Here is a 4644-nt window from a genome sequence, read left to right as displayed (position 1 = left end):
CCGGCAGTCTTGGGCACCTGCACGCTCACCGTGCCCGCAGGCGTGTCGATCCGCTTGGGTTTGTAGCCGTTGGCATAGCCGTGACGCTCGGGCGTGCGCTCATAATGGCTCGCGCCGAGAAACCGCTCCCGTTCGATCTGCATCGCCAGCTCGAAAGCCCGCGCGAACACCGATGCGATCTCGCCGGGCCCGTGCTCGATCAACTGTTCCAAGACCGCCTCAAGCGCCGTATCCTTCCTGTCCATTCGTTCTTCTCCATGGCCGTGTTGCAACTCCATGGAATACCAGAATGGGCAGCCCGTGCTGGGGCGCCCCAGCACGGGCTCACGCCCCGCGTCTCAAGCGAATTTCCAGACCTGAGGGTACAATACCCGAAAGCCAGCCCGGATGGGGAGGGCTCGATTGGCCGGCTTTGGCTTCGCGACGCTGTACCGACGCGGACCGCGGTGCAGTTCGCGTAATCCGACAACCGCTGAAGCCCCTGATCCCCTCTCCGCGACATTGCTGCGCAGTGCCCTGCCGGGCAGTGGGCTGCACCGGCATCAAGTGCCGTGGAGACGATGAGCGACTGGCCCGCAAGCATGGCTCCTCGTGCCCGGAGGCAATGGCGGAACATCCATCTCGCCGTAGACGCAGGCACGGGAGATGTCTGCGCGGTTGAGGTCACCTCGAGCCGCCAGGGCGGCAGCCCATCCCTCAGAAACACAATCAGCGGGCCATTTTCCAATCCTCCTCATTGCCGGAGGTGCGGGTGCAGATCCTGCACGACGCGCCGATCAAAACCGCAACCGCGGACGGCGCCTGCAATTCCCGGTGGTGCCGTGGCGCGATCGCCGATCCAGGTGCGAAGGCGTTCGGGCATTCCTGCGAGCCGGTGGCACTCAAGCCCTCACTGCCCGTCCGCCGCAACGGGCGAACTTGAAAAGAGGACTGTCCCGCCGCCATCGCACGAAGGGGGATCCTGCGCACGACCCGGCATCCGGGCCCGGCCCGGTGGAAGAAACGGGCGCGGGAGAAAACAGGCGCGGCACCACGTCCGCAGCCGGATCGCGGCGCGCATGAATTGCCCGAAGCGCTCCGGTGAGCGGATCATGCCGCGAAACCCCGACCGCCAGACCGCCGAAACCCAGAGCCGCATCACCGTCAAGAACCGCTTCCCCGACCTCGGCAGGGCCGAGACCGAAGCCGTCGCCAAAACTCAGCAGGGAAAGGGGAATGAACGTCTGGAGCTCCGATAGAGAAACAATACCAAGGAGAGCGGAAGTCACTTTTGCGGAAAGACGAAGCACCGCTCCCGCCGGATCGAAAGCCACATAACGGTGCCGGGCTTCGGCAGAAAAACCGCCGGAACGGTCGCGGTAACGAGCGCTCCCGCTCCGCGACCATCGACGTTCTCCATTCGGAACTCCACCAGACTCTCCTTGCCGATAAAGCGGGCCCGCTCCACCGTTCCGCGGGCAGGCGTTCCTTCTTCGGCTGTTGGCGCCGGGCCACGTCCGCCGCGGTCGAAATCGATCCGCACGTGCTGGGGCCTGAAAACAATGTCGACTGCTGTTCCATCCTCGTACCCCGGGGCGAGGAACTGGCCGAACGGCGTTTCGGTCAGAGCACCGCGCACGACGCCCTCAAGGCAATTGATGTCGGAGAAGAACGCTGCCGCCTTCCGGTCGACCGGCGCATTGTAGATATTGTAGGGTGCGGCACGCTGAACGATTCGACCGTCACGCATCAGGGCGATTTCACTTGCCATGCGCATCGCCTCGTCCGGCTCGTGCGTCACCAGTAAAACCGCCGTCCCCTCATCGCGCAAAACCGTCAGCGTCGCGTCACGAATCTCGTCACGCAGCCGGTTGTCGAGGCCCGAAAAGGGCTCATCCATAAGCATGACCTTCGGCCGCGGCGCTAGAGCGCGGGCAAGCGCGACCCGCTGCTGTTCTCCGCCAGACAATTCGTGAGGGTGCTTGCGCCCATAGCCTCGCAGGTCGACGCGCTCCAGAAGCTCTGCAACCCGCGCGTCAGCGGCTTTTCCGCGTTTAAGTCCGAAAGCAATGTTTTCGGCTACGTCGAGATGGGGAAACAGCGCGAAATCCTGAAACATCAGACCTACGCCGCGAGTTTCCGGCGCCAGATGGCGCGTGTCGTCGGCGACAATCTGTCCGTTCAGGCGCACCACGCCGCTATCCTGTCGATCAACACCCGCGATGATCCGCAGCGTGGTCGACTTTCCGCAGCCCGATGGCCCCAAGAGGCATGTCACCTGTCCCGCCGCGACCGACAGTGAAATATCGTCAACGACGCTTCGTCCGCCCAGAAAGCGGACGAGGCCGTCGATCTGAAGGCGTGGCTGCATTGGTCCATCCAAATCCGATAGTTCCGGTCAGATTGCCGTAACAGCCACTCAAGACAGCGTCAAAGGCAGGTCAGAGCACCTCGCCGCGCTGCTTCTCCTGACGGGCATAGATGTAGATGAGGAACGAAAGGAGCAGCACGAGGCCCGCAAGCGTCCATGGAATCCAGCCGCCGCCCGTCACTGCAACGACCGTCGGCATGGCAAAGAAGAACATCCAGACACTCACCACCACGAGCGTCAGGAAAGCGAAGGCCAGCATCCAGACCGCTGACTGCAGGTGTGCCAGCAGGCACAGCGCCCCGACGAGGGCAAGGAAGACATGCGCAAGCCAGACAACGTTGACCCAATCCGGCACCGCCTTCAGCCATACCATCTGCTCGGCGGGATAAAGTTCGAGCCAGCCCACTCGCAGGCCAAACGTAATCATCACGTATTCCGTCAAGCCGATGAGCCCGTAAACCAGCGCAATCAACCCCATGACGTAGAAATGCCAGCGCCGCATGTAATCCCTCCGCGGATTCTTCCTGAACCCGCCACCTAGCACGAAGGCTGGCCGCCACAAAGAGTTGACGCGCTCCACAAATGGGGCACAGATTGCAACAGCGGAAACCTCTCGCCTTGTCCGTGCGGGAGCACTTTCATACGCTCACTGCGCAGCATGGACCTTCGAGGGGCGGCGCTGTCGGCTCTTTGGACTGGTTCTGTTGCGTAAGACTCAAGAGGGATACGTCTCGTGGGTTCAGCGTAGTAGCTGGGACGAGTGAGGAGGCCCGTGCCCCTCACCTAGAAGACCAAGAGCTGGTCAGCCTAGGATGACGCGCGTAAGCGCCTTTGATTGCTTATGATCTGGTTCACTTCGGGATGAGCTGGAGCGCCGCGCCGACAGGCAGGCGTGGCCGACATCGGACCTGCAGCGATACTGCCAGCCACACATGCCTTTCCATGAAAGTGCTGTTCGGCAAGCCTCACCGTCTGGAGCCTGTTGCGCCTGATCGGCCTCCACTGGACGGTGCCCGGCTCCGGCACACTGTCTCGTCGCCAGAAGACCTTGGCGGTGAACATCCCCTCCCGCGGATCAGCGGACCCGCTGCACCTGCTGCCCTCTCTCGGGACGTTTCTGCGCAATGCCTCGCCGGGCAGTGGACAGCACCGGGATCGAGGTCCAAGGTGAAGGGTAGAAGGATCAGGAAATGGTCCGGTGGACTGTTTTCCCGACGAACAGCATGGCGGCCCCGAACGGCGGGGCTGGCGCAGGATCCATCTCGAACTTGACGAGGAGGCGCTGCAGGTCCGGGCCGTCGAGAGTGAGCGGGCGAACGCCGTCGCTGCGAGAGAGCCCGCGAACGGAAGCCATACAGCTGACGCGCTCATGCTGCCCAACCTTCCGAGCCCGATCCCGGCGGACGAATTGTTCGGGAGGGATGAGCCTGCGAACGCCGACGGCACCTGTGCCACACGAAACCCCCGATGCCATTGCAGATCAAAGCGCCCACGCCGTCATTCCGACCCGCAGGAACGCCAAGCCGCGGAAAGCCGTCTCGCCGGCGAAGTAGCGCGAAATGAAGCTCTCTGAGCATCGCAACACCTCGGCCGGGCGCCGTGGCAACAATAGCGAGGGCCCAGCCCGCCGCCGGTTCCAGGGCGGTCCCGATCGCTACCACCGCCGGAGCCGCGTCAGGACGAAGATGCACCGTATGAAACTTTCGGGCCACCGAAGTTCGACAGAATCTTCCGGAAAATAAGGGGTTTAGCCTGGCGCGCGCGAGTCTTTTCAGTGGGTTAGGTGTATGAAGCGGCGCAACACGTGTAGTTACACGTCGTCGAAAATCTGGCGTTGTGGAGTGGCGTCTGGCACGGCATCCTGCATTCCATGTTTGTGCGCACCACCGAGAGCGGCGGACGCCGCTACCTGCAGATCGTCGAGTCCTATCGGAACGAGGCCGGCAAGCCCCGGCTGCGCGTCATCGCCAATCTCGGGCGTGTTGATGGCATGAAGGACGGCCATCTCGATGCGCTCATCCGGGGGCTCAGTCGAGCGGCGGGCCGCGAGGAGCCAGCCAAGGTGAGAACGGCGGTGCAAAAGTCTGCCACGGTAGCGGCGGGATGAGCCTGCTGCGGGCGGCGTAAAAGTCGTCCACCTTTACCCTCTCTGGCGGCAGGGAGGGCGGGAGGATTTTCACCGTGGACTTGTATCGTAAGGTGCGATTGGCCTGTGCGGAGGGCATGAGCCAGCGGGCGGCGGCGCATCACTTCGGGATTTCGCGCGACAGCGTTCAGAAGATGTTGGCGTTCTC

General features: G+C 63.1%; 4 protein-coding genes and 3 pseudogenes. 4 read left to right on the top strand and 3 right to left on the bottom strand.

Going from position 1 to position 4644, the window contains the following annotated elements; genetic code table 11:
* On the bottom strand, nt 1–245 hold a 245-nt coding region (locus JSE7799_RS12925; RefSeq protein ID WP_222101728.1), incomplete at its 3' end, for a transposase.
* A 128-nt stretch (nt 246–373) separates the two neighbouring features.
* Between JSE7799_RS12925 and JSE7799_RS21825 the strand changes: the two are divergent.
* Nucleotides 374–1238, top strand: a pseudogene (locus tag JSE7799_RS21825) (transposase); the annotation flags it as partial.
* 26 nt (nt 1239–1264) lie between these two features.
* Here the strand turns inward: JSE7799_RS21825 and JSE7799_RS12915 are convergent.
* On the bottom strand, nt 1265–2350 hold the full coding sequence (locus JSE7799_RS12915) for an ABC transporter ATP-binding protein (protein ID WP_055663991.1): 1086 nt from the start codon (nt 2348–2350) through the stop codon (nt 1265–1267).
* Between the two features lie 70 nt (nt 2351–2420).
* A complete protein-coding gene (locus tag JSE7799_RS12910; RefSeq protein ID WP_055663990.1) occupies nt 2421–2852 on the bottom strand; it encodes a hypothetical protein in 432 nt (143 codons plus the stop codon).
* Nucleotides 2853–3211: 359 nt separating this feature from the next.
* On the opposite strand from JSE7799_RS12910, the pseudogene JSE7799_RS21820 reads away from it, so the two are divergent.
* From JSE7799_RS21820 to JSE7799_RS20565, 3 genes and pseudogenes are all read left to right on the top strand, one after another.
* Nucleotides 3212–4065, top strand: a pseudogene (locus JSE7799_RS21820) (transposase); the annotation flags it as partial.
* A gap of 155 nt (nt 4066–4220) precedes the next feature.
* Nucleotides 4221–4412: pseudogene (locus JSE7799_RS12905) on the top strand (IS1634 family transposase N-terminal domain-related protein); the annotation flags it as partial.
* Between the two features lie 119 nt (nt 4413–4531).
* Nucleotides 4532–4644, top strand: a 113-nt coding sequence (locus JSE7799_RS20565; RefSeq protein WP_144431694.1) for a helix-turn-helix domain-containing protein, incomplete at its 3' end; no start/stop codon positions are given.

Source organism: Jannaschia seosinensis, assembly GCF_001408515.1.
GTDB classification, from domain to species: domain Bacteria; phylum Pseudomonadota; class Alphaproteobacteria; order Rhodobacterales; family Rhodobacteraceae; genus Jannaschia; species Jannaschia seosinensis.
The sequence above is the reverse complement of the archived record's forward strand: the minus strand, read 5'-3'. Positions and strand labels throughout refer to the sequence as shown.